This is a genomic window from Novosphingobium mississippiense (genome assembly GCF_044029535.1).
In the GTDB taxonomy this organism is placed as follows: Bacteria; Pseudomonadota; Alphaproteobacteria; order Sphingomonadales; family Sphingomonadaceae; genus Novosphingobium.
In genome coordinates this window covers 2560796-2586273 of record NZ_CP147001.1, presented here as the reverse complement: position 1 = coordinate 2586273, position 25478 = coordinate 2560796, and the positions used below count along the sequence as shown (strand labels likewise).

The window sequence follows — 25478 nt, the reverse complement described above, 5'->3', positions numbered from 1 at the left end:
GGCCGTGCGACGAAGAATTTCCTCACTTTGACGACGGTTCTGGCAGGCATGGCGGCCGTGCCCGCGCTGGCGCAGGAAGCGGCACCCGCAGCGGATGCGACGGCGCCGGCCAATGTGGGGGAGGGTGAGATCATCGTCACTGCCCGCCGTCGTGAAGAGCGTCTGGTGGACGTGCCGATCGCCGTCACCAGCTTCAGCGGCGCGCAGCTGGAACGCTCCGGCGCGGCGGACATCACCGATCTGGCCCAGACGGTACCTAACGTGACATTGGAGCCGTCGAGAGGCACCAACTCCACCCTGTCCGCGTTCATTCGCGGCGTTGGCCAGCAGGACCCGGTTTCGGGCTTCGAGCAGGGCGTCGGCATCTATCTCGACGACGTCTATCTCAACCGTCCCCAGGCCGCCGTGCTCGATATCTACGATGTGGAGCGCATCGAAGTGCTGCGCGGTCCGCAGGGCACGCTTTACGGGCGCAACACCATCGGCGGCGCGGTGAAGTACGTGACCAAGTCGCTGCCGGACGAGTTCGCCTTCAAGGCGCGCGCCACCTACGGCACCTACAACCAGCTTGACGGCGTGATCACCGCATCGGCGCCGATCAACGACATCGTCCGCGTCGGCGGATCGGTGGCGCGGCTGACCCGTGATGGCTTTGGCGAGAACATCACCACCGGCAAGGACAATTACGACAAGGACATCTGGGCCGCGCGCGGCACCTTGGAGATGGGCGGCAGCGGGCAACCGGTGCTGGTCCGCATCACCGGCGACTATACGCGCGATCGCAGCAACCCGCGCGGCGGCCACCGCCTGATCGCCGGTTCCGCGCCGGGCAGCGAGATCCTGCCGGACGTGTTCGACAGCGCCGGCGCCATCGACGATCCGAAGCAGGATATCGAGGCATGGGGCCTGGCCATGAACATCAAGGTCGATCTGACCGATGCCCTGATGTTCAAGTCGATCAGCGCCTGGCGCAAGGACCATTCGGCCACGCCGATCGACTTCGACGCCAGCCCTACCGTCGATCTGGACGTGCCCGCGTTCTATGACAACGAGCAGCTGAGCCAGGAATTCCAGCTGGCCTACGACAAGGGGCCGCTGCAGGCGATGGTCGGCTTCTACTGGCTGAACGCCAGCGCGGACACTTACTTCGATTCGCGCACCTACACCACGCTGCCGGCGCTGCTGCCGATGCTGACCGGCCATACCGAGGCCGATGTGGACACCAAGACCTGGGCGGTCTTCGGCGATATGACCTACAACTTCACCGACCAGCTCAGCCTCTCGGTCGGCGGCCGCTACACCTGGGACAAGCGTGAGGCGGACATCATCAAGCAGACCTATTTCCGTGGCGGCGGCGAGCGCTTCGGCAATCCCGGGATCCTGTTCTCCACCGATACCAATTTCAGCGGCAGCGCGGTCTACAAGAAGTTCACCCCGCGTGCCTCGCTCTCGTTCAAGCCGAACCGCGATCACAACATCTACGCAAGCTATAGCCAGGGCTTCAAGGGCGGCGGCTTCGACCCGCGCGGCGTCGGCAAGAATGCGCCCACCACCAATCCCAGCGGCATTCCCAGCGACGCCGAAGTGGCCGATTACCTGAGCTTCAAGCCGGAGACGGTGAACAGCTACGAAATCGGCTACAAGGGCAACCTGTTCAACGGTGCGCTCTATGTGGCGGCAGCGGCGTTCCGGATGGATTACAAGGATATCCAGATCCCCGGCTCCGTCGCCTGCACCGTCAGCGGCGTGCCCACGTTCTGCGGCGTCGTCTCCAACGCCGGCAAGGCGCGCCTGCAGGGCCTGGAACTGGAAACCACCGCGCAGCTGGGCCGCGATCTGGCAACCTCGGGCGACAAGCTGAGCCTGTCCGCCTCGATGGGTTATATCGATGCCAAGTTCCTGAAGTACGAGACGTTCATCGCCGGCAAGACGGTGGACGTGGCCGATTACCGCCATATCCAGAATACGCCCAAGTGGACCGCCAGCGGCACGCTGAGCTATGATCTGCCGGTGGGTGAGGGCGACCTGATGTTCGGCACCACGGTGTCCTACCGGTCCAAGGTCCACCAGTTCGAATACCCGAACCCCTATCTGGACCAGAAGGGCTATGCGCTGTGGGATGCCAATCTGGTCTATTCGGCGCCGGGCGGACGCTGGACGCTGGGCGTCTATGGCAAGAACATCCTGGACAAGGAGTACATCACCTCCGGCTACAGCTATATCCGGCAGGATGCGGTGACCGGCGCGGTGATCCCCGATGCCAACGGCAATCCGATCCCGACACTGGGCACGCAGGGCACGCTGACCGGGTTCTACGGCAATCCGCGTCAGGTTTTCGTGACCGGCACCGTGAAGTTCTAAGGGCGGATCTACATTCAGCCCATGCGGGCCTGCGAAGCGCGATTTTCTGCGCTCCGGTGCTCACGGACTTTAAGTCCGCTGCGCTCCGGTGCTCGAAAATCACGCTTCTCGGCTCCGCCTGAACTGAATGTGGAACCACCCTGAAGTCTTTTGACGCGCAAACGGTTCAAGGGGATTCCATCAGGATGGACTATAGCCTCCACCGCTATCGCAGCGCCTGCGGGCGGCTGGACCTTGTCGCCCGCGATTATCCGGCGCGCGATTTCACGCGTGACGTTGCGGGGGAGGGGCCCGCGCCCGTGCTGCTGATGATGCACGGGCTTACACGCAACAGTGCCGATTTCGAGCCGCTTGCGGCGCACCTTTCCGGCACTTACCGGCTGATCGTGCCGGACCAGCGCGGGCGCGGCCTTTCGCAGTGGGATCCCGATCCGGCCAATTACCGGCCCGATGTCTATGCGCAGGACATGTTCGCGCTGCTGGATGGTCTGGGTATCGAACGGGCCTGCCTGGTCGGCACGTCGATGGGCGGGCTGATGGCGATGGTGATGAACGCGGTGCGGCCCGGGCTGGCCACCGGCTTCGTGTTCAACGACATCGGCCCGGTGCTTGATCCCGCCGGGCTGGCCCGTATCCAGAGCTATGTCGGGCCGTCGGGGCCGATGGCTTCGTGGACGGCGGCGGCGGCCCGCTGCCGTGCGGTCAACGCCGTGGCCTTTCCGGATTATGGCACGGCGGAGTGGCTGGCCTTCGCCCGCCGCACCTGCCGCGAGAATGCGGACGGCACCGTCTCCTTCGATTACGATCCCGCCATCGCCCAGGGCATGGCGGGGGACGAGCCGGACACGGTGCCGCCCGATCTCTGGCCCTTGTGGGATGCGCTGGACGCCGCACCGGTGCTGGTGGTGCGCGGCGCCTTGTCCGACCTGCTGAGCATCGATACCGCGCGGGAGATGGCCGCACGCCATTCGGGGCCGTACAGCCACGTCGATGTGCCGCGCGTCGGCCATGCCCCGATTCTGGACGAGGTGCCCGCGCTCGCGGCGATCCTCTCCTTCTGCAAGGAACATCTGGACTGACATGAGCGCCGCCGGAACGGATACGCTGGGGCTGCAAAAGCCCGCCCGCCGCGATGCCTCGCCGAAACTGGTGCTGGCGATGCTGCTGCTGGTCTACATCTTCAACTTCGTGGACCGGCAGATTCTGGCGATCCTGGCGGCGCCGATCCAGAAGGACCTGGGGCTGGACGATGCGCAGATGGGGATGCTGGGCGGGCTGGCCTTCGCGATCCTCTATTCCACCTTGGGCGTGCCGCTGGCGTGGCTGGCGGATCGCACCAGCCGGTCCTGGGTAATCACCGGATCGCTGCTGGTGTGGAGCCTGTTCACCGCGCTGTGCGGCGCGGCGCAGGGGTTCTGGCACTTGTTCGTCGCCCGGCTGGGCGTCGGCGTGGGGGAGGCGGGCGGCGTCGCCCCGTCCTACGCGGTGATCGGCGATCATTTCCCCAGCGAGAAGCGGGCCTTCGCGCTTTCCATCTATTCGCTGGGCATTCCCATCGGCGCGGCGGCGGGCGTGCTGGCAGGCGGCTATGTTGCCGCGCGGGTGGACTGGCGCGCGGCTTTCGTGGTCGTCGGGCTGGCCGGGCTGCTGGCGGCGGTGCCGTTCCGCATGGTGGTGCGGGACCGGCCACGGGTTGCCGTGCAAAGCGGGCCGACCGTGCGTTTTGCCGATGTGGCTGCCACGCTGTTGCGCAAGAAGGCGTTCTGGCTGCTCTCGTTCGGCGCCGCGTCCAGTTCGATGCTGGGCTATGGCGTGATGTTCTGGATGCCCAGCCTGCTGCAGCGCAGCTTCGGCCTCGATCTGGTGCAGACTTCTTGGTTCCTGGGCGCGGTGCTGCTGCTGGGTGGCACCGTGGGCGTGCTGGGCGGCGGGCGGCTGGCGGACCGGCTGGGATCGGCCGACCGTGCGTTTTACGGCTGGGTGCCGGCCATGGCCTATGTGCTGGCGGTGCCGCTCTATGCGGGCGGGATCTGGACGCACAGCGTGCCCACCGCCTTCCTGCTGTTCCTGCTGCCGCAGGCCTTGGCCTATGTCTGGCTGGGGCCGGTGACCAGCGCGGTGCAGCACCTTGTCGAACCGCCGGCGCGGGCGACCGCATCGGCGCTGTTCCTGCTGATCAACAACCTGATCGGGCTGGGCGGCGGCATCTATGCGCTGGGCGCGCTGTCCAAGGCGCTGACCCCGGTGTGGGGGGCAGAGGCGCTGCGCTATTCGATGTTGATCGGCCTGGCGCTCTACCTGCTGGCGGCGCTGCTGATGGCGCTGGCCGGGCCGGCGCTGCGCCGCGAATGGGTGCGGGAGGCCTGATCCGGCTGATCCCAAAACGGGATTCGCGCGTGTACGGGCACTGGCCTGCACATCGCGTGCCGTATAGTCTGGGCGCGGGATGCTCAGCTACGGGTCAGTCAGTCGGACGGGGAACTTGCGCGTGCGCCGCTGGGCGCCGCTGGCGCTTGCCTTCCTTGCGGTGCCCGCCGCCGCCGATCCGGCACGCACGACCGTCACCGCCGACGTCCGGCTCGATTTCGGCAAGATGGTGGTGGTGGACAATGGCAGCCGCCGCATATCGGCCAGCGGCATGGTGACCGACAGCGGCGTGCTCTCCGCCCCCGGAAACAGCACGCGGCCGGCGCAGTTCACCGTGGCCTACGATCGCGGGAACGAGAGCAGGCGGCCGCTGGACATTACCGTGGAGGTCGTCCTCTCGGCGCCGGGCATCGTCACCAGTGGCGGGGTTTCGGGCAAGCTTTCCGCCTTCGAAACCGACCTTCCCGGCTATGGCACCGTCACGCCCGGGCAAGTGGTGCGGGTGACGTTCGAAAGCTGCGCGCAGCGGGTTTGTTCGCGCAGCTTCCGCGTCGGCGCGCGGATGGACCTGACGCGCCGCTATGGCGGTGGCACGCTGGCGATGCCGCTGCCGATCGACGCCACCGTGGTCAGCGGGGACTGATCTCGCACCGGCCCGATCTGGCACGGGTATCTGCTTAGCGGCGCGTAAGCACCGGCCTTGCCGATTTCTTCCTAGAATGAAGGGGATGGCCCGGCATTCGGCCGGTGCGGAACCCCTATGCCTCTCCGCCCGTTTCCTTGCGGCGGAGGCGGGTGCGTCTCCGTGCCCGGTCAAGGGGCGGGCCGGACGAACCGGAACCGGCGCCCGTGCGCCCCGCAGCGAGTGCATGCCAGTGTCCCAATCACCCGTCCGTCCCGTTGCTGCCGGTTTCGCGGCGATCGGTGTTGTCACCGGGGCGGCGCCCGCGCTGGCGGCCGACGGGCTCGGCGTGGGCGCTGCGGCCGGTCATGCCACAGGCGTGGCCAGCGCAACGGTGGTGCAGCCGCTGTCGGTGCGGTCATTGTCCGATCTCGATTTCGGATCGGTGGGCGATGTCGGGGCGCAGGGTGGCACTCTGGTGATCGCGCCGGGCGATCCCGCCGCGCGCTACGCCGGGGCGGCGCATCCGGCCTGCATTGTCGGCAATGCCAATTGCGCCGGCCCCCATGCCGCCCGCCTGCGGGTGGAGGGCGAACCGGGCCGCGCCTATCGCGTGGTCGTGCCGGAATCGGTGCAGGCCCATTCGGCGGAGGGAGAGGCGATGGCCGCTCTGCCCGTCACCGGTCTGACCGTGCGTACCGACAGCCGCCCGCAGGCCGGTGCGCAGGGGGTGCTGAATCATGCCGGTGGGGATGGTTTCGAAATCGGCGGCGAATTGCGCATTCCGCCCGGCACCGAAGCATCGCACTATCGTGCGCAAGTTCCCGTCATAGTCGTTTACGGTTGATTCGGTGGGATTTTCAGCCCGTTTACTCATACAAGGGAATGAAATGGGCGGTACTTTAGTATGAAATTCCAGTATTGATTATTTTTCGGTAAGAAGCCTCCGCATAACCCCCTAGTCAACACGAGACGGGGTCGCCTCGTGGCAGTTCGGTCGGTCGGGACGTCCGGACTATTCAGGAGGTACTTTTCATGAAGAAGCTTGCACTTGTTTCCGCACTGGCGGTTGCCGCCGCTTCGCCGCTCTTCGCCGGTTCGGCGCTTGCCGCCACCGCGCAGGGCACCGCCACCGCCACCGTCATCGCGCCGATCACGCTGACGCACACGTCGGGCGCCGCGCTGGCCTTCGGTTCGTTCACCGCCGGCACCGGCGGCACCGTGGCAGTGAATTCGGCCGGCGTCGGTTCGAAGACCGGCGGCGTCGTACTGGTCGCCGGTTCGACCAACACGGCGGATGCCTTCACGGTGGGCGGCGATGCCAGCCGCGCCTTCACCATCGCCACCACCGGCAGCACCGTTACCAGCGGTTCGAATTCGATGAGCTTCACCACGGCCGCCTCGTCCACCACCGGCTCGCTCAGCAGCTCGGGCGCGGCCAGCTTCACCGTGGGCGGAACGCTGACCGTGGCCGCGAACCAGGCCGCCGGCAGCTATACCGGCAGCTACGACGCCACCGTCACCTACAACTGAGAGCGATCAGCTTGGGGGGTGGGCCCTCCGGGGGCGCTGGGGGGCGCCATCCGAAGGTCCGTCCGTGTCGGCCCCGAGGGGGGCTCGGGGCCGACATACCTTTTCGTCAGCCGCCGCAAGGGATCGGGATGACCCGCAGGAGACAGTACCGGGCCAGTCTTGCTCTTCTCGGGGCAGCGCTTTTGGCGCTGCTGCCGGGGGCGGCGCTGGCGGCCGGGGCGAAAGGTTCCGCCACCGCCGAAGTGGTGGCGCCCGCGCAGATCGTGCCGCTGGCCTATCTGCGCTTCGGCAGCTTCACGCGGCCGACTACGGCCGGGACCGAGACCGTCAGCACCACCGGCACCGTCAGCGGCACCGGCGGCATGGCGAACGCCCTGTCCCTGCCGCAAGGGAATGGCGGGCGCGGGCAGGCGATGTTCCAGCTGAACGGATCGGCGAACCGCCTCTACATCGTGTCCTTGCCGGGCACGACCACGATCTCCTCCGGCGCGGCGACGATGCAGGTGAGCGACTTCACTTCGGACGCGGGGATTTTCGGCATCGGCGTGCTGGGGGCATCCGGGCAGGATACGCTGAATGTCGGCGGCACGCTGAACGTCTCGGCCAATCAGGCGCCGGGCAATTATTCGGGCACGTTCACGCTGACGGTCTACTATCTTTAATGCATATGCGGCACCGGCCCTCTGCCCCACCCGAAAATGCGCATGCGCATTTTCCAAACAAACGCATAAATACTTAAGTATGATTGCGCCTGATTCTAGGCAGTTGCATGGGTGGAATTACTAGGGGCATTCGGGGGTCGCAGTTTTGCGCGTCGCATCGGTACTGGGGAACGGCGCGCGTCTGCTGCGTGCCGGCGGGTTGGCGACTCTTTGCGTTGCGACTGCCGCCATCGCACAGGACGATCCGCTCAAGGCCCCGCCGCCACAAGCCGCAGCACCCGTGCCCGAAGGCGCCGTGGGCGGCATGGGCGATATCAACCTCTACCCCAAGCGCGTGGTGATCGACGATCGCGCGCGCATCGCCTCGGTCGGGCTCTACAACCGCAGTATCGAGCGCGGCGCGTACGACATCACCATTGCCGACAAGATGATGACCGGCGACGGTCGCCTGCTCGATATCGAAACCGTCGATCCTGCCGATCGTGCGAAAGTCCACGGCGCCGCCGCGATGCTGCGCTGGTCGCCGCGCCGCGTGGAACTGGGCGGCAGCGAGGCGCAGACGATCCGCATCATGGCCCGCGTCGCGCCCGATACCCCGCCGGGCGAATACCGCGCGCACTTCTCCGCCGTGGCCGTGCCGCCGGAGGATGCCTCCTACTCGATCGAGCAGGCGGCAGGCGCGCAGAAGCCCAATTCCATCGGCGTGCGCATCGTTCCGCGTTTCGGCATCTCGATCCCGGTGATCGTCCGCGTCGGCCAGACCACGCTGACGGCGGGGATCGAGAACGCGCATCTGGTGCCGCTGCCGGGTGGGGGCAAGGGGCTGCAACTGACCATAACCCGGTCCGGCACCCGCTCCGCCTTCGGCGACATCGCCGTCACCGCGCCGGGCGCGAAGGCGCCGCTGGCAGTGCTGAGGGGGCTGGGCGTCTATACCGAGATCGACGCGCGGCAAGTGACCGTGCCGCTGGACCCCGCCGCCGATCCGCGCCTTACGGCCAGCGGCGCGAAGTTGACCGTCACCTATACCGATGACGATGTGGAGCCCGGCAAAGTGCTGGCCAGCCGGGATATCACCGTGCCGTGAGCCGGGGCCGGGACGGCCGGGACGAAAGGCGGATCGGCTTTCCGAAGGCGGCCGGGCTGGTGCCGTTTCTGGCCGGTGCCTCGCTGCTGGCGCGCGGCGATCGCGCCGCGCCCACCGCTTCGCCGGTCGGAGAGGAGGCGCCGCCCGCGCCGCATCATGCGCTGGCCCAACGATCCGTTCCCCGGCCCCGTTTCGCCCAGCTTCCGCTGCCGGGACTGACCGCTGAACCGGCCATCGCGCCGCCGCTGCGAGCATTGCCGATCCGCGCGGCCCTGCAGGCTTCGGCAGCGCCCGTTGCCCTCGCTGCCGCCGAACTTCGCGCGGAGCCTTCGCGGTGGGCTTTGCCGCCGGCGCCTGCAACCGATGCCGGGGCAACGATGGCGCATTCCCGGCTTGCGATGGGCGAACCTGCGTTCATTCCGGGAGGAACCGCCGACCGTCTGCCAACGGCGGCGCGCGATCGGTCGCCTGCGCCGATCGCGCTGGTGCTGCCCGCAGTGTCCGAGGTGCCGGTTCTCTCGGCGGCGGCTCCGCAGCTGGACTTGCCAACACCGGCCCCGTTGATCGCCGCGATCCCCCCTGCAACGCCGCCGATCGCCGAGCAGCGCCCGGCATTGCTGCTCGCGGTTACGCAGCATCCGGCGGTGGACACGGCTCCGCCCGATCCCCCGCAGCCAGCCCTTGCGGCTTCGCGCGCGCTGCCGGCGCCCAGCTTCGGCCTCGCCGGTCCGCAAACCGGCAAGGAGATGGTACCTGCCAGCACGGCCAATCTCACTCCGGCCAATGCCACGCAGACTTTTCCCGCCAATGTCACCCCCGTCATCACTTACGATGACGAGGTGATCCTGGCAGTGAAGGTCGCCGCGGCCACCGGCACCGCCGGGGGCGAGGATACCGTGATCGCCTATGGCACGCGCGGCGGGCTCTACCTGCCGCTGGGGGCGCTGGCGCGGACGCTCGATCTGGCGATCTCCGTGGGGGATGAGGGCCATTACGCCAGCGGCTGGTTCCTCTCCGAAAATCGGCGCCTGACGGTCAACTTGCGCGAAGGCACGGCGGAGGCGGGCGGCAAGGCCGTGGCGCTGGCGAAAGGCGATGCCGTGGCGTTCGACGGCGAGCTTTATGTCCGCGCCGAGCGCATCGGCGATCTGCTGCCGCTGGCGATCACGCCGAACCTGCGCGACCAGTCGATCACCATCAGGACGCTGGAACCGTTCCCCGTCGAACAGCGCCTTGCGCGCGAGGCGGAGCGCGAGCGGCTGGGCAACGAGCAGGCCTCCGCCGCCAATGCCGAACGGCGGTTCCCGCGTCAGGATACGCCGTGGCTGCCGATCTCGGTGCCGATGGTCGATGTGGAGGCGCGCGCGGTTTCCGACACGACGCTGGGCGAGCGGGTGGAGACCGACCTGCGGCTGGCGGGCGACCTTGCCTGGATGAGCGCGCAGGTCTTCCTCACCCATTCCACGCGCGATGGGCTGACGGCGGCGCATATCGAACTGGGCCGTATCGATCCCGATGCCGATCTGCTGGGGCCGCTTCATGCGACTGTGTTCGCGATGGGCGATGTGGCGACCACCTCGCTCCCCATCGGCCTGCGCGGCGTGGCGGGGCGCGGCGGCACGGTGACCAATGCCCCGGTGGAAGCGGCTTCGGTGTTCGACAGGATCGACCTGCGCGGCCAGCTTCCCGATGGCTATGAGGTGGAGCTTTACCGCAACGGCGTGCTGGTGGGATCGACGCGGCTGGCGATCAACGGGCAGTACCAGTTCCTGCAGGTGCCGGTCGATTACGGGCTGAACCTGTTCCGCCTGGTCTTCTACGGGCCGCAGGGCCAGCGTAGCGAGGAAGTGCGACGGATTTCGGTGGGGGATGGGCGGCTGTCGAAAGGGCAGGTCGTCTACACCCTTGGCGCGGTGCAGAAGGACGAGAACCTGCTAGGCGTCACCGCGCCGCGCTTCATTCCGGGGCTCGATTACGGCCGCTGGCGGGCGAGTGCGCAGCTTGCCTATGGCGTGACGGCGGGCGTGACGGCGGTGGTGAGCGGCGGCTGGTTCGACAGCGACTTCGGCGACCGCTGGCTGGCCAGTACCGGGCTGCGCACGGGGCTGGGCGGGCTGGCCGCCAAGCTGGACTTCGCGATGCAAGACGGGGCGACGCCGCTGGACGGAACCGGCAAGACCGGGCGCGCGATCGAGGCGGGGCTGGGCGGGCGGTTGCTGGGCGCGTCCTTCACGCTGACCCATGCCGAATATCGCGGCGATTTCCTGGACGAAGTGCGCGTGTTCGATGGGCAGCCGCTGCGCCGGGTGACCGAACTGGATGCCAATGCCACGCTGCGTCCGTGGGGCGAGGGCGGCCTGTCGATCCCGCTCTATGCGCGGGCGCGGCGGATCGAATATGCCTCGGGCGAAGTGCAGACCACGGCATCGCTGCGCGGATCGGCGCGGGTGGCGGGGGTGCTGGCCTCGAACACGCTGGAATATTCGCGGTACGAGCCTGCGAACGTCGCGGGCGGCGGCATCGTCAACCAGGTGATCGGCACGTTCGACCTCTCCACGCTGAATGGTTCACGCACGCAAGTCCGCGCCGCCGCCAGCTATACCCTGGTGCCCGATCCCCGGCTTGAGGCGGTGTCGCTGGAAGTGGACCGCTCTCTGGACGATCGCACGCTGGTGCGCGCCTCGGCAGCGCAGACGTTCCATCGCCGCGATACCCAGTTGGGCCTGTCCGCGGAGCGTCGGTTCCGCCGCTTTACACTGGCGTTCGACGGTACTTATGGCCTGCGCAACAAGGTTCATTCGGTGGCGCTGCGGCTGGGCTTCGGCTTCGGGCGCGACCCGCTGACCGACCGCGTCTATGTCGCGCCGCCGGGGCAGGCATTGTCCGGCGCGGTGGCCTTGCGCGCCTATGAGGACCGCAATGGCGACGGCCAGTACGACACCGGCGACAAGGTCCTGCCCGAAGTCGCCTTCGGTTCCGGCATCGGCACGGGGGAGACCGACGGGCAGGGCGTGGTGTTGCTTACCGGCCTGCCTGCCGGAACGCGCGTCAGCGTGCAGGTCGATCCCACGTCGCTGCCCGATATCGCGCTGGCCCCGGTGACGCGCGGCATCGAAGTGGTGCCACGCCCCGGCCGCATCCACCGGGCAGATTTCGCGGTGGTGGCGATGAGCGAGATCGAGGGGACGGCCTATTTCGAAGCGGCCGCCCGTTCCGGTGGAAAGGCCCGTTCGCGCGGGGTTTCCGGGTTGCAGCTGCGGCTGATCGATGCCGCGGGCAAAGTCGCCTCCAGCGCGCGGACGGAGGCGGACGGGTTCTATCTGTTCGAACAGGTGCGCCCCGGCCGCTACACGCTGGCGATCGATCCCGATCAGGCGGCGCGGCTGAAGATCGTGCTGCGCGATGCCGTGGCGGTGGATGTCGGCCCCAGCGGCAGCACGCTTTCGCGCGATCTGTTCGTGGTGCAGCAATAGCGCGCTATTTTGCAACGATCCGTTCGGGGCAGAGCAGGGCCCATGTGTCGCGTTCATCCGATTTCCCCTTCGCGTCCGGCTTGCCTGGCTTGCCACCCATCGGCAGGATCGCCGGCAGAGTCGGAGCCGGGGCCGGATAGGCGGCTCGCACCGTTGAGGAACTGGCGTGCCATGCGGAGACGCTGTGGCTGAAGGGACAGGGCGTGATGGGCGCGACAATACCACCCGGAAACACCGCCGGGCCGCAACAAGGGGCAGAAGCGTGACGGAATCGACAAGCAGCATGGAGCCACCGCCCCGCGGCAGGCTGGAGCGCTGGTTCACCTTGAGCGCACGTGGCACCGATGCGCGCACCGAAGTGCTGGCGGGCGTCACCACGTTCCTGACCATGGCCTATATCGTGCTGGTCAATCCGGCGATCCTGGGGACGGCGGGAATGCCGGTGGCCTCGGTCGCGGCGGCCACGTGCTTTGCCGCCGCCTTCGCTTCGATCATGATGGGTTTCGTCGCCAACACGCCGTTGGCACTGGCGCCGGGCATGGGGCTCAATGCCTACTTCAGTTTTACCGTGGTTCAGCAGATGGGCGTGCCCTGGCCGGTGGCGCTGGGCTGCGTGTTCGTTTCGGGCGTGGCGTTCCTGTTCCTGACCGTGACCGGGGTGCGGCAACTGATCGTCGCCTCGATCCCGCAATACCTGTTCGCGGCGGTTGCGGGCGGCATCGGCCTGTTCATCGGCTTCATCGGCTTCAAGGATGCCGGGATCATCGTCGCCAATCCGGCGACCTTCGTGGCGCTGGGGGACCTGAAGGCCCCCGGCGCGGCGCTGGCGCTGTTCGGGCTGGTGCTGATCGGCGCGCTCAGCGTGTGGAACGTGCGCGGGGCGATGCTGATCGGCATCCTGGCCACCACCGCAGTCGCGTGGCTGTTCGGCATGGTGACGATGACGCCGGAGCCCTATTCGCTGGAAGCGCTGACCGGCACTGCCTTCAAGCTGGACCTTGCCGGCGTGTTCGGGCTTTCCGGCAGCCACGGGCTGGGCCTGCTGGAAATCCTGTTCGTGTTCCTGTTCGTCGATCTGTTCGACAATATCGGCACCCTCGTCGCCGTGACCAAACGGGCGGGGTTGATGGACAGCGCAGGGCGCATTCCGCGCCTGAACCGCATCCTCATCACCGATGCCACCGCCACCATCGTCGGTTCGATGGCGGGCACCAGCACCGTCACCAGCTATGTCGAAAGCGCGGCGGGCGTGCAGGCGGGCGGGCGCACCGGGCTTACCGCCGTGGTCACCGGGCTGCTGTTTCTGGCGACCATGTTCGTCGCCCCTTATGCGCAGCTGATCCCGCTGGCGGCGACCGCTCCGGCGCTGATCATCGTCGGCGGGCTGATGCTGCTGCCGCTGACCGAGGTGAAGTGGGAAGACCCGCTGGCGGCGATCCCCGCGTTCCTGACCGTGGCGATGATCCCGTTCACGTTTTCCATCGCCAATGGCCTGGCCTTCGGCATCACCGCCCATGCCGCGCTGAAGATCGTGCGCGGCACGGTGGAGCGGAAGGACTGGTTCCTGCTGGTGCTGGCATTGCTGTTCGTCGCCCGCTTCGTCTGGATGGGGGGCGCATGATCCGCGCCTTTCGCGGCGAATTCCTGTCCGTTTCCCGGGACCCGCGCACCGATCCCGAAGCCGTCCGGCATGAGGAGGACGGACTGCTGGTGGTGGAGGACGGGATCGTCATCGCGCGCGGCGCCCATGCCGATCTGGCCGGGCGCCATGCGCAAGTGCCGGTGGAGACCTTGCCCGGCCTGATCGTGCCCGGTTTCGTCGATGCCCACATCCACTATCCGCAGACCGACCGCATCGCCTCGCACGGCGAACAGCTGCTGGACTGGCTGGAACGGCACATCTTCCCGGCCGAAAAGGCCTTCGTAGACAAGGCGCATGCCGATGCGGTGGCCGCCTTCTTCCTCGACGAACTGCTGAAGAACGGCACCACCAGCGCGCTGGTCTTCCCCACCGCGCACGCGCAGTCCGTCGATGCCCTGTTCGAAGCGGCGCTGGCGCGGGAGATGCGGATAATCTCCGGCAAAGTGCTGATGGACCTGGGGCCGGAGGGCCTGCGGGACACGCTCGCGTCCGGCCGTGCGGAGAGCGAGGCGCTGATCTGCCGTTGGCACGGGCGCGGGCGGCTGGGCTATGCCGTCACCCCGCGTTTCGCGCTGGCTTCCACCGATGCGCAACTGGCCGATGCCGGGGCGCTGCTGGCCGATCACCCCGACGTGCTGATGCACACCCACCTTGCCGAGAACTTGCGCGAATGCGCCGAAGTGGAGGCGCGCTTTGCCGGGGCGGCGGACTACCTCGACGTTTATGACCGTTTCGGCCTCGTCACCGATCGATCGGTCTTCGCGCATGGCGTCCACTTGTCCGACCGGTCCTGCGCGCGGCTGCATGAAAGCGGTGCGGGCATCGCCGTCTGCCCCAGTTCCAACCTGTTTCTGGGCTCCGGTTTCTTCGATTTCGGGCAGGCGGATCGCCATGACCTGCGGCTGGGCCTGGGCACCGATGTCGGCGCGGGGACTACGTTCTCGCTGCTGCACACGCAGGGGATCGCCTATCAGGCGGCACAGATGAAGGACGAGCGGCTGGACCCGTTCCGCGCGCTCTGGCTGGCGACGGCGGGCAGCGCCGCGCTGCTGCATATCGAAGACCGCGTCGGCAGCCTGGAAGTGGGGCAGGAGGCTGATTTCGTGGTGCTCGATCCGCAGGCGACGCCGCTGCTGGCCCGGCGCACGCGCGGCGCAACCCTTGCCGAACGGCTGTTTGCGTTGCAGGTGCTGGGGGACGACCGCGCCGTGGCGCGCACCTATCTGCTGGGCCGCTGCGCCTGGAACAGGGACAAGACATGACCGACCTCGACAACTTCATCGCCGGCCTGCCCAAGGCGGAGCTTCATCTCCATATCGAAGGTAGCCTGGAGCCCGAACTGATGTTCGCGCTGGCCGAACGCAATGGCGTGGCGATCCCCTTCGCCACGGTGGAGGAAGTGCGGGCGGCCTACGATTTCTCGAACCTTCAGGACTTTCTGGACATCTACTACGCCGGGGCCAACGTGCTGCTGACGCGGCAGGACTTCCACGATCTTGCCATGGCCTACTTCGTCCGCGCCGCAGCCGACGGCGTGGTCCATGCCGAAATCATGTTCGACCCGCAGACCCACACCGATCGCGGCGTGGCGTTTTCGGAAGTGATCGAGGGGCTGCTCTCCGCGATGGCGGCGGCAGAGGCGGAGTACGGCCTGACCAGCAGCCTGATCCTCTCGTTCCTGCGCCACTTGTCCGAAGAGGCCGCCTTCGCCACGCTGGCCGAGGCGGAACCCTGGCTGGACCGGATCGCGGCGGTGGGGCTGGATTCTTCCGAACTAGGCCATCCGCCGGAGAAGTTCGCGCGCGTCTTCGCCGCCGCGCGCGCCAAGGGGTTGATGATCACCGCCCACGCCGGCGAGGAAGGCCCGCCCGAATATGTGCATCAGGCGCTCGACCTGCTGGGCGTCCATCGTATCGACCATGGCAACCGCGCGCTGGAGGATCCGGCGCTGATCGAACGGCTGGTCCGCGAAGAAATGACGCTGACGGTCTGCCCGCTGTCCAACCACAAGCTTTGCGTGGTGGACGATCTGGCCGATCACCCGATCGACGCGATGCTGGCGCATGGGTTGAAGGCCACGGTCAATTCGGACGATCCGGCCTATTTCGGCGGCTATGTGGCGGACAATTACCGCGCCGTGGCCACGGCGCGCGGGCTGGATCGGGAAGCCTTGGCACTGCTGGCGCGCAACAGCTTCACCGGGTCGTTCCTTCCGGCAGAGGCGGTGGCGACGCATCTCGATCGGATCGACGCCTACATGGCAGCGCAGGGGTGACCCGGCACGTCGGCTGTTTCGCCGAACGCTGAACCAGCAACCTCGTCGCCCCCGCGTAGGCGGGGGCCCCGCTTTCTTCTGCACGCTCTCGTCCAGCCGCAAGAAAAGCGGGATTCCCGCCTTCGCGGGGATGACGGGTTTTGATTTGGGAGGTTTGGGTGGGTGGGGTAGGCGGCTCGCCGCTCAGGCCAGCCGTTCGGGAACCGAGCGGGCTTCGTCGATGATGGCGTCGCGCGTGCCCACCGATTCCCACGGGAACACGAACCAGCGCTTGTCCTCGGCCCGGTCGATCATGTCGACCCACAGGTCCACTTCCACCTTGGAGCTCTTGTTGTTGATCAGCACGGCGAAGTGCAGGTTTTCCTGCGCGCCGCCGTTGCTGGCCAGCAGGCCACGGATGTATTCGATGGTGCCGCCGGAATCGTTGATGTCGTCGACGAACAGCAGCCGCGTGCCTTGCGCGCTCATCGCCGCGACCTTGGCCAGCAGTTCGTCGGCAAAGCCGGGGACTTTGGCCGAATGGTCGATCGACAGCATCGGCAGGTCAAGCTGCTGCGAGATGTAGACCGCCGGCACCAGGCCGCCACGGCCGATGCCGATCACGAAGTCCGGCTGCCATTCGCGTTCCTGCACCTTGCGCGAAAGCTGGCGGACCTTGGCGAGGAAATCCTCGTAATATTCGAGGAAGTGGAGCTGAGGCTCAGCGTGATCGGACATGTAACGAATTCCTGGAAGAGGGAGTTGGTGCGGAAATTATCGGGTTCGGGCGCGCGTATCAATCGCGCTGGCTGACGGAGGCTGCGTAGCCGAGCTGCGCGAAGCTGTTCTCGATCTCGCCCAGCGCCATCGCCGCGGCATGGGAAGGCGTGCGGGCGGATGCGGTGCAGAGCGCCAGTGTCATCGGCCGCAGCAACGGATCGGATATGCGGGTGAAGTTCAGCAGGCCGCGCTGCACTTCGGTAGCGACGTCCAGCGATGTGAGCACGCCCACCCCCACGCCGCGCGTTACCAGAGAAGTGATCATCTGGATGTTGTCGCTGGTCACCTTGCGTTCGGGCACGACGCCGGTTGCGCCTTCCAGCACGGCGATCTGTTGGCACACGGCCAGCGGTTCGGCCGGCGCAACCAGCGGCTCGCCCGCGCAGGCGGAAAAGCGCGCCTCGCGCCGATCGCCCAGCGGATGGCCGGGCGGGGTCAGGAAGCCCAGCACCACTTCCACGAAAGCGCGCACGGTCAGGTCGCGATAGGAATGCGGTTCGAACAGGATGCCGAAGTCCACCTCTCCCTCGGCAATGGCGCGGCGCACGTGTTCGTTGCCGATCACTTTCACGCCGATCGAAATGCCCGGATAGCACTGCTGGATCGCGTGGATCATGTCGGGCACGTAACCCTGGGCCAACGAGTCGATCACCGCGATGTCGACATGGCCGCGCTTCAGCCCGCGCAAGTCTTCGATGCGCGCGCGCAGGCCGGTCATGCCCTGCTGCCACTGGCTGCCCGATGCCATCATCATCTCGCCCGCCGCCGTCAGCCGCAGGCCGGTGGGCAGGCGTTCGAACAGGGGCAGGCCCAGTTCCGCCTCCACATTCAAAATCTGCCGGTCGATTGCCGAGGCGGAGACGTTCAATTCGTCCGCCGCCTTGCGGATCGAACCCAGCCGGCCGACGGCCATGAAATAACGGAGAAAACGCGAAAACGCCGGCATGGGGCCCGTACCCGCTCTAATTTTTGCAACGCTGCGTGAAAATCATTGCGTTTGATCGCACCAAGTCAAGTCCTTACGCATTGGGAAAGGTCGAAAGGCGCGACACGGTAGCGCTCTGCATGGTGCGGTTTTCCGAGTTCCGGGCGGCGACTGGAAAGCGTGCCGGCGGCACGGGGGCGCAATTTCCAAAAAGGGTTTCCCAACACCCTGGCCGGGGTCGCGCCCCCGCAAGGGGTTCGGGGCACGGAGTTTCGGGGCGACAGGCGTTCAGGCCACGCGGTTCAGGCCAGGGGTTCAGGGATTCAATCGGTTGCGTTCCGCTGGGGGTATGGCGGGCGGCTCCGGAACGATCAGTCAGGGGGGAGGTTGGCGGCGATCGTCTCCAGTATCGTCGCCAACTTTTCCGCTTCGTCCGCGCTGCCGAGATGGACCGGGGCGCGGATGAAACCCAGGCGCCGCGTCAGGCCGAAATCCCTTACTTCGGCCGTCGCCGTCCCTTCCGGGGCCAGCGAGCGCGGCGCCACCGTTATGCCCAGTCCTGCTGCCACCATGCGCAGGCAGCGATCCTCGTTCTCGCTGCGCAGCGCAAAGCGCGGGCGGACCCCGGCATCGGTGAAGAAGCGGCTGGTGCGCTGCAGTGCCTCGCACGATCGGCGGGCGATCATGATCTCGCTCGCCAGTTCCCCGGCGGCGACTTCGGCGGTTCCGGCCAGGCGATGATGGCCCGCCATGACCACGACATAGGGTTCGTCCAGCAGCGGCACGATGTCCGGCTCGCTCTCCGTCTTGCCGAGCAGGGTGAGGGCAAGCTGGATCTTGCCGCTGGCCAATTGGCTGCGCAGATCGTGGTCGTCCCCCTCCACCAGCTCCACGCCGTAATGCCCCGCCAACTGCGCGCAGATCGCTTGCAGCATCGGGCCGGAGACAGTGGGGATCACCCCCAGCTTCAGGTCCGGCCACTGCCGTTGCTCGGGGTATTGAGAGGATTTGGCGAACTGGTCGGCGCGGCGGAAGCCGGCCTCAAGGTCGCGGGCGATCGGCAGGAAGGCGCCGCCCGGCTCGGTCAGGCGCACATGGCGCCGGTCGCGCACGAACAGCGGCGAACCGACCAGACGTTCCAGTTCGGCGATGCTGGTGGAGACGGTGGGCTGGGTCACGTGCAGGCGCGCCGCGGCCTGCTTGAAGCTGCCGGAATCGGCCACGGCCAGGAAATGCCGGATGTGGGCGCGCTTTATCATTGGCAAAATCTATTCAATGGCCATGAAAGTTTCAATTTGTTTGCGTCGGGCGCCTCCGGTAATTTGCGCGCAAAGGCCGCACCGACGCGCCGTGGAATTTTGGGAAGATACGATGAAAGCCACCCCCGATTTCGATTTCGCACTGGGCGAAAGCGCCGAGATGATCCGCGAAAGCGTCGCCCGCTTCGCCGACGAACAGATCGCGCCGCTGGCCGCGAAGATCGATGCCGAGGACTGGTTCCCGCGCGAACTCTGGCCGGCGATGGGTGAGCTTGGCCTCCATGGCCTGACGGTGGAGGAAGAGTGGGGCGGCACCGGGCTCGGCTATCTGGAACATGTGATCGCGGTGGAGGAAGTCAGCCGCGCCTCTGCCTCGGTCGGCCTGTCCTACGGCGCGCATTCGAACCTTTGCGTCAACCAGATCCGCCGCTGGGGCAACGACGCGCAGAAGGCGAAGTACCTGCCGGGGCTGGTCTCCGGCGAGCACGTCGGCAGTCTGGCCATGTCCGAAGTGGGCGCGGGGTCCGACGTCGTCAGCATGAAGCTGCGTGCGGATGCGGTAGAGGGCGGGTTTCGCCTGAACGGCACCAAGTTCTGGATCACCAACGGCACTTATGCCGATGTGCTGGTGGTCTATGCCAAGACCGATGCCGCGGCCGGATCGAAGGGCATCACCGCCTTCCTGATCGAGAAGGACATGCCCGGTTTCTCGATCGGCCAGAAGATCGACAAGATGGGCATGCGCGGCTCGCCCACGTGTGAGCTGGTGTTCGACGATTGCTTCGTCCCTGCCGAGAACGTGATGGGCCCGCTGAACGGCGGCGTGAAAGTGCTGATGAGCGGCCTCGACTACGAGCGCGTGGTGCTGGCCGGCCTTCAGATCGGCATCATGCAGGCCTGCCTCGACACCGTGATCCCCTATGTGCGGGAACGGCGCCAGTTCGGCACCGCTATCGGCACGTTCCAGCTGATGCAGGCCAAAGTCGCGGACATGTACGTCGCCCTGCAATCGGCGCGGGCCTATGTCTATGCCGTGGCGCGGGCCTGCGATGCCGGGCAGACCACCCGCTTCGACGCGGCGGGCGCGATCCTGCTGGCCAGCGAGAATGCCTTCCGCGTTTCGGGCGAGGCGGTGCAGGCGCTGGGCGGCGCGGGCTATACCAAGGACTGGCCGGTCGAACGCTATCTGCGCGATGCCAAGCTGCTGGATATCGGCGCGGGTACGAACGAGATCCGCCGGATGCTGATCGGGCGGGAACTGATCGGGGCCTAGGTTCGCTCCCGATCCGATCGCTCAACGCGCTATCACATAAATCTCCGTCATCCCCGCGAAGGCGGGGATCCCGCTTCTCGTTGCGTGCGTGGCAAGAAGAAAGCGGGGCCCCCGCCTTCGCGGGGGCGACGAGTGAGATTTTGAAGCGCAGTGGTGCGGGGCGGGCGGTGGGATGATCTGCCTCCCGCGCCTCAACCCTGCGGCTTCACCCGCAGCAGGCCTTCCTGCGCCACACTCGCCACCAGCGTCCCGTCGCGCGAATAGATCGCGCCGCGTGCGAAGCCGCGCGCGTGGCCGGACCAGGGGCTGTCCATCGCATAGAGCAGCCAGTCGTCGATCGGCGGGGTCTGGTGGAACCAGATCGCATGGTCCAGGCTGGCGCCCGAAACGCCCGGCGAAAAGAAGCCCATGCCATGCGGCATCAGCGCGGTGGAGATCAGCGCGAAGTCGCTGGCATAGGCCAGCACGACGCGCTGCATTACCGCATCGTCACCCATCGGCGCGGCCATGCGGAACCACTGGCAGCGCAGCGGCAGGTCGCCCTGAGGCAGTGGCGGGCAGGGGCGGATGTCGAAGGCGGCCAGCCGGTCCAGCAGGAAGGCGGGAAGCGTCTGCCCGGCAGCGGCCAGGGCGGTCTTGAAGTCTGGGCAGCGTTCGGGCGCGGGCACGTCCGGCATCGGCACCGCGTGGGCAAGGCCCTCTTCGGGGCGATGGAACGAGGCGGCCAGGTTCAGGATCGGCTTGCCGCCCTGCATGGCGACGACGCGGCGGTTGGAGAAGCTGTTGCCGTCGAAATCGGGCAGCACGCGATGGATGATCGGGCGCCCGGCATCGCCCGCGCGCAGGAAATAGGCGTGGAGCGAATGGGCCTGCCGGTCCGTCTCGATCCCGCGCGCCGCGGCGGCCAGGGCCTGCGCCACGACCTGCCCGCCATAGACGCGGCCCGGCTGTTCGGCGGAGGCTGCGCCCCGGAAGATGCCGGTGTCGATCTCCTCGACAGTGAGCAGGCCGACGAGATCGGTCACCGCAGCCTCACTCATCGGAGGCATTCTTCACCGGCTTCACCGGCGACCCGTCCAGCCATGCCAGCGACTGGCGTTCGATGGAGAGCATTTCCTCCAGCGTCTGCTCGATCGCGGTGCGCTGCTGGCGCAGTTCCTCGATACGGTCGCGGATACGGGCCAGCAGTTGGCGAACCTGTTCCTGATGTTCGGGATCGACGTCGTAGAGGTCGAGGAATTCCTTGATCTCGCGGATCGAGAAACCCAGCCGTTTGCCGCGCAGGATCAGCTGCATCCGGCCCATCTCGCGCTTCGAATAGATGCGCGTGGTGCCGGCGCGGTGCGGGGCGATCAGGCCCTTGTCCTCATAGAAGCGCAAGGTGCGCATCGTCACGCCCAGTTGCGTGGCGGCTTCCTGAATGCCCAGCATGTCGGCTGAGGGCATGCCCCCGCTTTCACCCTGTGGCCCGTCCCCGTTCAACGCTGCCCCCATGCCGTTCATGATGCCTGTTCCGGGGCCGATTCCGACGCGGCGCGTTTGGCGGCCTCTTCCTCGACCAGTTCCTTCTTGGAAAGCTTGCCGACCAGCGTCTTGGGCAGGGTTTCACGGAATTCGATGGCGCTGGGCATTTCGATCTTGTTCAGCCGATCGCGCAGGAACGCCATCAGCGTCGCCTCGTCCAGCACATCGCCCGGATGCAGCGCGACGAAGGCCTTGGGGCTCTGCCCGCGATAGGCATCGGGAACGCCGATCACGATGGCTTCGTGCACCATCGGATGCTCGTAGAGCGCATCCTCGATCACGCGCGGATAGACGTTGTAGCCGCCGCACAGGATCATGTCCTTGATACGGTCGACCAGGAACAGATAGCCGTCATCGTCCAGATAGCCGATGTCGCCGGTGCGCAGGGCGCCGAAGATGAAGGTCTTTTCCGATTCCTCCGGCCGGTTCCAGTAGCCGGCCATGATCTGCGGGCCGCGCGCGCAGACCTCGCCGCGCTCGCCGGTGCCGAGCACCTTGTGCGTGTTGTCGGGATCGCGGATTTCCAGCACGGTGCCGGGGAAGGCGGGCCCGCAGGAGTTGTCCTTCACCAGGCCTTCCAGCGGGTTGCAGGCGATGATGGGAGAGGCTTCGGACAGGCCGTAACCTTCCACCACGCGCACGCCGGTGCGCTGTTCGAAGCGCTGGCGCACTTCCAGCGGCAGCGGCGCGCCGCCGGAGATGCAGACGCGCACCTGATCGAACTCGCCATGGAGTTCCTGCTTGTTCAGCGCGGTATAGAGCGTCGGCACGCCGAAGAACTGCGTGGGTTTGGTACGCTTGGCGGTGGCCAGGAACGACTTCATCTCGAAGCGCGGCAGCAGGATCATCTCGGCGGCGGTGTCGACCGAGTAGTTCAGCACCGTGGTCAGCGCGAAGACGTGGAACAGCGGCAGCACGCCCAGCGTGCGCTCCTGCGTTTCCGGCATGTGGCCGACATGGGCGATCATCTGCGCGGAGTTCGCGGCAAGATTGGCATGGCTGAGCATGGCGCCCTTGGGCACGCCGGTGGTGCCGCCGGTGTATTGCAGCACGGCCAGATCCATCGGCGAACGCTCCACCGGATCGGGATCGGCATTGCGGGCGATCAGGTCGGCAAAGCGGATGAAGCGCAGGTCGTGCGGCTCGTGCGCGATGTCCTTGCGCTTCAGCAGGCGATAGGCGCGGCCCTTCATCTTGGGCAGGGCATCGGCGATCGGGCAGACCACCACGCGCTTCAGCGCGCCGCCGCAGCTGGTGGAGCCGACCAGCGGCTCGATCTTCGGCAGCGACAGCGCCAGGTCGGAGGCGATGATGATTTCGGCGCCCGAATCCTTCACCAGATGCGCCATCTCCCGCTCCGTATAGAGCGGGTTGAAGTTCACCACGATCCCGCCGATGCGCAGGATCGCGAAGTAGCAGACCACGTAATAGGGCGTGTTCGGCAGGCACAGGCCGACGCGCGTGCCCTTGACGACGCCCAGGTCCTGGAGACCCCGCGCGGCGCGCCGCGCGAGGTCGCCGACTTCGGCATAGGACCATTTGCGGCCCATGAAGTCGATCGCCGGCCAGGCGCCGTGGGCTTCCACGGCATGGTCCAGCAGATCGGTAAGCAGGCGCGGCGAGATCGGCGGCATTTCATCCGCATTGGAGGAGAGGGGCGTTTCCAAAATACCTCCATTCACGGGAGCGTTGTCGTCAATCGTCGCCGCAGTGCTCATTAGAACGCCACCCGTGCGCCGAGCGAGAAGACCATCGCATAGGCGTCCTGCAGCGAACCGTTGGTCAGGACCGGGGTCTGGACCACGGTGCCGGCATAGGCGGCGGTCAGGCGATTGATCGGGGCATCCTTGAACGAAATGTACGAGGCGGCCGCGTCGATCGCGATCTTGCTGCTCATGTTGTAGGTGGTACCGGCCGAGAAGTTCCAGCGGTTGCTGTCCGGCACGCGGGCATCACGATCGCCGCTGCTGGTCGGCGTTTCGCCGTACTGGACGCCGCCGCGCACCGTCCACTTCGGGCTGACGTCGTAGTCCAGGCCGACTGCGTAGGAGAAGCCGTCCTTGTAGTTCTCGGGGATCGAGGTGTTGACCGGGGCGCCAAGGTCGATGGTGTCGAACTTGCTCCAGCCGAAGGCCACGACCTGCGCGTTCACGGTCAGCTGCTTGGTGGCCTTCACGCGGGCCGACATGATCGCCTGCCACGGGGTGGTGAATTCGGCCGAGGTGTTCAGCGTCATGTTCTGCGCGGCAAGCGGGCCAAGCAGGCCGTCGATGGTCAGCGAACCGTCCAGCTTGTGCTTGATCGCCGACTTGTAGGCGACGCCGATCGAGGCGGGGCCGTTATGGTACTGGGCGCCGACCGACCAGCCCACATCCCAGCCGCTGCCCTTCAGCTGCTGATGACCGTCGGCCAGCAGCGGCGAGAGGTTGGGCAGGTAGTTGCCCAGCGTGGCATCGACATGTTCGACGTTCACGGCGGCACCCAGATAGAGGCCTTCGATCGGCTGGAACGCGACGCTGGGCTGGATGTCGATGGTGCGCAGCTTGGTCTTGTCCGCCGAATAGCGGGCCCAGCTGTCGGCATCGTAGTTGGTGGTGAACGAATAGGGCGAGGTGACGGTCAGGCCGAAGGCGACCTTGCCGAAGCCATAGGCGATCGCGCCGGAGGGCAGCACGCCGTTGTTGATCGGGTTCTTGGCGACGGGGTTGCCGCCCACCGAAGCGGGGGCCTGGCCGGGACGCACGATCAGCGTGCCGTCATCGACGACCTTGCCCTTGGGGATGATCACGCTGGCGTGCACCGATGCCTGGCCGCCTTCAAGGCCGCCGATCGCTGCAGGGTTCCACCAGAGTGAATCGACGCCGGTGTCGGCAGCTTCGCCCGAAAACGCGCGGCCCTGTGCGCGCACCGACTGTTCCTGCAGATAGAAGGCCTGCGCATGGGCAGCGCCGGCGGCGCCGAATGCCATGGCCGAAGCAGTGCTCGCCAGCAGGATACGGCCCGTGATCTTTTTCATTTTCATCTCCCTTGTATTCCTTCCCTGAACCTTCGATCCGGCGGCCACGCATCAGGGGACGTGCGGGCAGCCTCTATTTCCCTGCGTCAGAACCGGGCACCGCGATTTCGGTTGCACCGGGCCGTGTCGATGTCAGGGAATGCGCGTCCAGGTCTGCGTCTTGCACAGCGGCCAGACGATGCAGCCCTTCAGCTTGAGCGTGTTGGCGTCCACCGGCGTGATCGTCGCCTTGTAGGTGCCGCCGTCTTCGGGATTGTAGATCTGGCCTTCGACCCACTCGTTGCCCTGGCGCTTGAACCCGCCCACCATCTGCATGCCCTTGAGCTTGCGGCTGCGCTGGCTGGCGTCCTTGTTGTTCACGTCGCGCAAGTCGGGATTGGCCTTGATGCCGTCCGAATCGACGATGTGTCCGCACACCGATTCGCCGCACCGGCTGAGTTCGATAACGCCGTGCTTGGAAGGCGTGCGCCACTTGCCGACGATCTGGTCGGCACTGGCCGCAAAGGCCGGATTCGTGAGGAGGAGTGCGGCAACCAGTGCCGTCCCCACGGGTTTCCAAAGTTTCATGAGCGACCTCTCCATCAACTCTCCATCGGGCACCTTCTGTACCCTGGGGACTGCGCCCTTAGGGTGAGGTATCCCGAAGTCGTAACCGAAAATTTGCTTGACGTATAGGGAAAGAATTGCACCCTTAGGGAAG

Annotated in this window: 21 protein-coding genes; 13 read left to right on the top strand and 8 right to left on the bottom strand. The window is 66.8% G+C overall.

The genetic code is table 11. From position 1 onward, the window contains the following. Positions 1 to 48: 48 nt before the first annotated feature. From WBP06_RS12135 to WBP06_RS12080, 12 genes are all read left to right on the top strand, one after another. Complete coding sequence (locus WBP06_RS12135) at positions 49 to 2361, top strand: TonB-dependent receptor (protein ID WP_395334136.1); 2313 nt, start codon at positions 49 to 51, stop codon at positions 2359 to 2361. A gap of 185 nt (positions 2362 to 2546) precedes the next feature. Next, positions 2547 to 3440: an alpha/beta fold hydrolase gene (locus WBP06_RS12130; protein ID WP_395327942.1), complete on the top strand. Its 894-nt coding sequence runs from the start codon at positions 2547 to 2549 to the stop codon at positions 3438 to 3440. Between the two features lies 1 nt (position 3441). Then, entirely contained in the window at positions 3442 to 4728 is a 1287-nt protein-coding gene (locus WBP06_RS12125; protein ID WP_395327939.1) for a spinster family MFS transporter, read from the top strand. A 121-nt stretch (positions 4729 to 4849) separates the two neighbouring features. Then, positions 4850 to 5371, top strand: a complete 522-nt coding sequence (locus WBP06_RS12120; protein ID WP_395327936.1) for a DUF4402 domain-containing protein — start codon at positions 4850 to 4852, stop codon at positions 5369 to 5371. 232 nt (positions 5372 to 5603) lie between these two features. Beyond that, positions 5604 to 6197, top strand: coding sequence for a DUF4402 domain-containing protein (locus WBP06_RS12115; RefSeq protein ID WP_395327935.1), 594 nt, complete (start codon positions 5604 to 5606; stop codon positions 6195 to 6197). A 188-nt stretch (positions 6198 to 6385) separates the two neighbouring features. Further along, positions 6386 to 6883, top strand: coding sequence for a DUF4402 domain-containing protein (locus WBP06_RS12110; protein WP_395327933.1), 498 nt, complete (start codon positions 6386 to 6388; stop codon positions 6881 to 6883). A 128-nt stretch (positions 6884 to 7011) separates the two neighbouring features. Then, positions 7012 to 7545 (top strand): DUF4402 domain-containing protein, encoded by a 534-nt coding sequence (locus tag WBP06_RS12105; protein WP_395327930.1) that lies wholly within the window; start codon positions 7012 to 7014, stop codon positions 7543 to 7545. Positions 7546 to 7690: 145 nt separating this feature from the next. Then, positions 7691 to 8632: a hypothetical protein gene (locus tag WBP06_RS12100; RefSeq protein WP_395327928.1), complete on the top strand. Its 942-nt coding sequence runs from the start codon at positions 7691 to 7693 to the stop codon at positions 8630 to 8632. Beyond that, a complete protein-coding gene (locus WBP06_RS12095) occupies positions 8629 to 12105 on the top strand; it encodes a hypothetical protein (RefSeq protein WP_395327925.1) in 3477 nt (1158 codons plus the stop codon). The genes WBP06_RS12100 and WBP06_RS12095 overlap by 4 nt, the downstream gene beginning before the upstream one ends. A gap of 283 nt (positions 12106 to 12388) precedes the next feature. Continuing rightward, complete coding sequence (locus tag WBP06_RS12090) at positions 12389 to 13726, top strand: NCS2 family permease (protein WP_395334134.1); 1338 nt, start codon at positions 12389 to 12391, stop codon at positions 13724 to 13726. Beyond that, entirely contained in the window at positions 13723 to 15009 is a 1287-nt protein-coding gene (gene guaD, locus WBP06_RS12085) for a guanine deaminase (RefSeq protein ID WP_395327922.1), read from the top strand. Before WBP06_RS12090 ends, guaD begins: the two co-directional genes overlap by 4 nt. After that, the gene (locus WBP06_RS12080) at positions 15006 to 16022 is read left to right on the top strand and encodes an adenosine deaminase (protein WP_395327919.1); all 1017 of its coding nucleotides are present in this window, start codon (positions 15006 to 15008) and stop codon (positions 16020 to 16022) included. Before guaD ends, WBP06_RS12080 begins: the two co-directional genes overlap by 4 nt. 183 nt (positions 16023 to 16205) lie before the next feature. Here WBP06_RS12080 and WBP06_RS12075 read toward each other — a convergent pair whose 3' ends face one another. From WBP06_RS12075 to WBP06_RS12065, 3 genes are all read right to left on the bottom strand, one after another. Next, complete coding sequence (locus WBP06_RS12075) at positions 16206 to 16739, bottom strand: phosphoribosyltransferase (RefSeq protein WP_395327916.1); 534 nt, start codon at positions 16737 to 16739, stop codon at positions 16206 to 16208. A 58-nt stretch (positions 16740 to 16797) separates the two neighbouring features. Beyond that, positions 16798 to 17727 carry a LysR family transcriptional regulator gene (locus WBP06_RS12070; RefSeq protein ID WP_395327913.1) on the bottom strand — a complete coding sequence of 310 codons (930 nt, stop codon included), beginning with the start codon at positions 17725 to 17727 and terminating at the stop codon, positions 16798 to 16800. 350 nt (positions 17728 to 18077) lie between these two features. Beyond that, positions 18078 to 18965 (bottom strand): LysR family transcriptional regulator, encoded by an 888-nt coding sequence (locus WBP06_RS12065; RefSeq protein WP_395327910.1) that lies wholly within the window; start codon positions 18963 to 18965, stop codon positions 18078 to 18080. A 112-nt stretch (positions 18966 to 19077) separates the two neighbouring features. On the opposite strand from WBP06_RS12065, the gene WBP06_RS12060 reads away from it, so the two are divergent. After that, positions 19078 to 20238: an isovaleryl-CoA dehydrogenase gene (locus WBP06_RS12060; RefSeq protein WP_395327908.1), complete on the top strand. Its 1161-nt coding sequence runs from the start codon at positions 19078 to 19080 to the stop codon at positions 20236 to 20238. Positions 20239 to 20429: 191 nt separating this feature from the next. On the opposite strand, the gene WBP06_RS12055 is transcribed toward WBP06_RS12060, so the two are convergent. The 5 genes from WBP06_RS12055 to WBP06_RS12035 all read right to left on the bottom strand — a co-directional run bounded on the left by WBP06_RS12055 (position 20430) and on the right by WBP06_RS12035 (position 25345). Further along, positions 20430 to 21278 carry an acyl-CoA thioesterase gene (locus WBP06_RS12055; protein ID WP_395327906.1) on the bottom strand — a complete coding sequence of 283 codons (849 nt, stop codon included), beginning with the start codon at positions 21276 to 21278 and terminating at the stop codon, positions 20430 to 20432. Beyond that, positions 21271 to 21684 (bottom strand): MerR family DNA-binding transcriptional regulator, encoded by a 414-nt coding sequence (locus WBP06_RS12050; RefSeq protein ID WP_395327903.1) that lies wholly within the window; start codon positions 21682 to 21684, stop codon positions 21271 to 21273. The genes WBP06_RS12055 and WBP06_RS12050 overlap by 8 nt, the downstream gene beginning before the upstream one ends. 53 nt (positions 21685 to 21737) lie before the next feature. Then, on the bottom strand, positions 21738 to 23480 hold the full coding sequence (locus WBP06_RS12045) for a long-chain fatty acid--CoA ligase (RefSeq protein ID WP_395327900.1): 1743 nt from the start codon (positions 23478 to 23480) through the stop codon (positions 21738 to 21740). Then, positions 23480 to 24778, bottom strand: coding sequence for an OmpP1/FadL family transporter (locus WBP06_RS12040; protein ID WP_395327897.1), 1299 nt, complete (start codon positions 24776 to 24778; stop codon positions 23480 to 23482). Before WBP06_RS12040 ends, WBP06_RS12045 begins: the two co-directional genes overlap by 1 nt. A gap of 132 nt (positions 24779 to 24910) precedes the next feature. Then, complete coding sequence (locus tag WBP06_RS12035; RefSeq protein ID WP_395327894.1) at positions 24911 to 25345, bottom strand: DUF2147 domain-containing protein; 435 nt, start codon at positions 25343 to 25345, stop codon at positions 24911 to 24913. Positions 25346 to 25478: the final 133 nt, after the last annotated feature.

Bases quoted from the DNA above. Each gene is read 5' to 3' on its own strand.
- WBP06_RS12105 (WP_395327930.1), top strand. From the start codon at position 7,012: ATGACCCGCAGGAGACAGTACCGGGCCAGTCTTGCTCTTCTCGGGGCA.
- WBP06_RS12060 (WP_395327908.1), top strand. From the start codon at position 19,078: ATGAAAGCCACCCCCGATTTCGATTTCGCACTGGGCGAAAGCGCCGAG.
- WBP06_RS12035 (WP_395327894.1), bottom strand. From the start codon at position 25,345: ATGAAACTTTGGAAACCCGTGGGGACGGCACTGGTTGCCGCACTCCTC.
- WBP06_RS12055 (WP_395327906.1), bottom strand. From the start codon at position 21,278: ATGAGTGAGGCTGCGGTGACCGATCTCGTCGGCCTGCTCACTGTCGAG.
- WBP06_RS12130 (WP_395327942.1), top strand. From the start codon at position 2,547: ATGGACTATAGCCTCCACCGCTATCGCAGCGCCTGCGGGCGGCTGGAC.
- guaD (WP_395327922.1), top strand. From the start codon at position 13,723: ATGATCCGCGCCTTTCGCGGCGAATTCCTGTCCGTTTCCCGGGACCCG.
- WBP06_RS12110 (WP_395327933.1), top strand. From the start codon at position 6,386: ATGAAGAAGCTTGCACTTGTTTCCGCACTGGCGGTTGCCGCCGCTTCG.
- WBP06_RS12070 (WP_395327913.1), bottom strand. From the start codon at position 17,727: ATGCCGGCGTTTTCGCGTTTTCTCCGTTATTTCATGGCCGTCGGCCGG.
- WBP06_RS12135 (WP_395334136.1), top strand. From the start codon at position 49: ATGGCGGCCGTGCCCGCGCTGGCGCAGGAAGCGGCACCCGCAGCGGAT.
- WBP06_RS12040 (WP_395327897.1), bottom strand. From the start codon at position 24,778: ATGAAAAAGATCACGGGCCGTATCCTGCTGGCGAGCACTGCTTCGGCC.
- WBP06_RS12075 (WP_395327916.1), bottom strand. From the start codon at position 16,739: ATGTCCGATCACGCTGAGCCTCAGCTCCACTTCCTCGAATATTACGAG.
- WBP06_RS12125 (WP_395327939.1), top strand. From the start codon at position 3,442: ATGAGCGCCGCCGGAACGGATACGCTGGGGCTGCAAAAGCCCGCCCGC.
- WBP06_RS12090 (WP_395334134.1), top strand. From the start codon at position 12,389: ATGGAGCCACCGCCCCGCGGCAGGCTGGAGCGCTGGTTCACCTTGAGC.
- WBP06_RS12080 (WP_395327919.1), top strand. From the start codon at position 15,006: ATGACCGACCTCGACAACTTCATCGCCGGCCTGCCCAAGGCGGAGCTT.
- WBP06_RS12045 (WP_395327900.1), bottom strand. From the start codon at position 23,480: ATGAGCACTGCGGCGACGATTGACGACAACGCTCCCGTGAATGGAGGT.
- WBP06_RS12050 (WP_395327903.1), bottom strand. From the start codon at position 21,684: ATGCCCTCAGCCGACATGCTGGGCATTCAGGAAGCCGCCACGCAACTG.
- WBP06_RS12065 (WP_395327910.1), bottom strand. From the start codon at position 18,965: ATGATAAAGCGCGCCCACATCCGGCATTTCCTGGCCGTGGCCGATTCC.